We start from the raw sequence: 3,042 nt of genomic DNA on the forward strand, positions 1-3,042 counted from the left end.
GGGTGGGACTCTTGGGAACGGGATGGTTCACGACGGGTATAAAGTCGTTTACCCGGAACTCGATGCTAATCGCGAACGGAATCGAGAGACCGCAGGCATGCGGTGCGCGGGGCAGCGAGATGCAGCGCACTGTTTCGCCCGAGTGCGCCGGGCCGCGAACGACGAGGGCGGGAGGCGCTGGCGATGCGCGAGAACCGGCCCTGCTATCGCGGGCCGTTGCGCCTGATGTCGACGCACGAGCGCATCGAGGGCGGCTGGTTCGATGGGTGCAACGTCGAGCGCGATTATCACGTCGCGCAGGACGAGGACGGCGCCTGCTACTGGATCTACAAGGCCGAGGAGGGCGGCGAGTTGCGCTGGTTCCTGCACGGCCTGTTCGGGTGACGCGATGTCGACCCCGATCGTGCTGCCCGATTATGCGGAGCTGTTCTGCCGCTCGAATTTCTCGTTCCTGACCGGTGCGTCGTCGGCCGACGAGCTGGCCGAGCGCGCGAAGGCGCTCGACTATCGCGGCATCGCCATCACCGACGAATGCTCGCTGGCCGGCGCGCCGCGCATGCATGTCGCGGCCAAGGCGCTCGGCTTGCCGCTCGTGATCGGCGCGTATTTCGAGGTGACGGCCGACGTGGTCGCGCCGGGCGGCGATCCCGGCCCCGGCGCGTTCGGGCTGGTGCTGCTCGCGCGCAACCGCGAGGGCTACGGCAACCTGGCCGAGCTGATTTCGTGGCGGCGCATGGCATCGCCGAAGAAGGGCACCTACACGCTGACGCCGCGCATGCTGGCCGCGCCGCCGCTCGAGTTCGCGCACCTGCGCGGCGTGCCCGATTGCTTCGCGATCCTGGTGCCGGCGTATCCGGTGCGCGCCGACGTGCTCGATGCGCAACTCGCGTGGTGCGCGCGTGTGTTCGGCGCGCAGGCGCGGCTCGGGCTCGTGCAGCTCGGGCGCGCGCTCGACGGCGTGCATCGCGAGACGGTCGAGGCCGCCGCCGCGCAGCGTGCGATGCCGCTCGTCGCGCTCGGCGACGTGATCATGCACGCGCGTTCGTGCAAGCCGCTGCAGGACACCATGACGGCGATCCGCATCGGCCGGCCGGTGGGCGAATGCGGTTATGCGCTCGCGTCGAATGCCGAGCAGCACCTGCGCGCGCGCAACCGGATCGCACGGATGTTTCCGGCCGAGGCGCTGGCGGAAACCTGCCGGATCGTCGAGGGCTGCGGCTTCGACATGACGCAGTTGAAGTACGAATATCCGCTGGAGATCGTGCCGGGCAACATGACGCCGGCGGCGTATCTGGAGCAGGAGGTGTGGAACGGCGCGCGCACGCGCTACCCCGAAGAGACATACCCCGGCGGCGTGCCCGATACGGTCAGGCAGCGGATTCGCTACGAACTCGATCTGATCATCGAGAAGGAATACGAACCGTTCTTTCTCACCGTGTACGACATCGTCAAATATGCGCGCAGCCAGTCGATCCTGTGCCAGGGGCGCGGCTCGGCGGCCAACTCGGTGGTGTGTTTCTGTCTCCATGTGACCGAGGTCGATCCCGAGCGCAGCACCACGCTGTTCGAGCGCTTCATCAGCCGCGAGCGCGACGAGCCGCCCGATATCGACGTCGATTTCGAGCACGAGCGGCGCGAGGAAGTCATTCAGTACATCTACAAGAAATACGGAAAGGACCGCGCCGCGCTGGCCGCGGCCGTTTCGACCTACCGCCCGCGCGGCGCGCTGCGCGAAACGGGCAAGGCGCTCGGCGTCGATCCGATGCTGGTCGAGCGCGTGGCGAAAGCGCACCGCTGGTTCGACGGCCGCGACGATCTGCTCGCGCGCTTCGCCTCGGTGGGCCTCGATCCCGAGGTGCCGATCATCCAGGCGTGGGCGGAGCTTGCCTCGCGGCTGCTCAATTTTCCGCGCCATCTGTCGCAGCATTCGGGCGGCTTCGTGATCAGCCGCGGCAAGCTCACGCGGCTCGTGCCGGTGGAGAACGCCGCGATGGAAGGGCGGCGCGTGATCCAGTGGGACAAGGACGATCTCGAAGCGCTCGGGCTGATGAAGGTGGACGTGCTCGCGCTGGGGATGCTGACCGCGTTGCGGCGCGCATTCGATTTCATGCATGCATGGCGCGGCAAGCGCATCGGGATCGACGACATTCCCGAGCCCGACAAGCCGACCTACGACATGATCTCGAACGCCGATACGGTCGGCGTGTTCCAGATCGAATCGCGCGCGCAGATGTCGATGCTGCCCCGGCTCAGGCCGCAGCAATACTACGACCTCGTGATCGAGGTGGCGATCGTGCGGCCGGGACCGATTCAGGGCGGCGCCGTGCACCCTTACCTGCGGCGACGGCAAGGTCTCGAAGAAGTCAGCTATCCGAAGGAAGACCTGAAGCCCGCGCTTGAACGCACGATGGGCGTGCCGATCTTCCAGGAACAGGTGATGCAGATCGCGATCATCGCGGCCGGCTTCACGCCGGGCGAGGCCGATCAGTTGCGGCGTGCGATGGCGGCGTGGAAGCGCAAGGGCGGGCTCGAACACTATTACACGCGCATCGTGGACGGCATGGCGCAGCGCGGCTATCCACGCGATTTCGCCGAGCGGATCTTCGAGCAGATCAAGGGCTTCGGCGAATACGGCTTCCCCGAAAGCCACGCGGCGAGCTTCGCGATCCTCGTCTACGCGAGCAGCTGGCTCAAGTGTCATGAGCCGGCGATCTTCCTTGCCGCGCTGCTGAACAGCCAGCCGATGGGTTTCTACCCGCCCGCGCAACTGGTGCAGGACGCGAAGCGCCACGGCGTCGTGGTGCGGCCCATCGACGTGACGGCCAGCAACCGGGACGCCTCGCTCGAAGCGCTGCCCGGCGAGCCGCCGCCTGAAGGGCGCCCGGCGGTGCGGCTCGGCCTGTCGCTGGTGGCGGGGTTGAGCGGGGACGCCGCGTCACGCATAGATCGGAAGAGCGGCGGGTAGGGAAAGAGTGTTGGTGGCGGTGTAGACCGCGGGGGTTGCCGTGTCCTTAAAGAAAAGAACTATGATTACGTGAACTA

Annotated in this window: 2 pseudogenes; both read left to right on the plus strand. The window is 67.0% G+C overall.

Annotation, left to right across the window (positions count from 1 at the left end):
* Nucleotides 1–171 precede the first annotated feature (171 nt).
* Nucleotides 172–384: pseudogene (locus G3N92_RS32430) on the plus strand (DNA polymerase Y family protein); the annotation flags it as partial.
* A 4-nt stretch (nucleotides 385–388) separates the two neighbouring features.
* A pseudogene (locus G3N92_RS32435) lies at nucleotides 389–2,944 on the plus strand (error-prone DNA polymerase); the annotation flags it as partial.
* Nucleotides 2,945–3,042: the final 98 nt, after the last annotated feature.

The organism is Burkholderia sp. Ac-20379 (assembly GCF_017104645.1).
Taxonomy (GTDB): domain Bacteria; phylum Pseudomonadota; class Gammaproteobacteria; order Burkholderiales; family Burkholderiaceae; genus Burkholderia.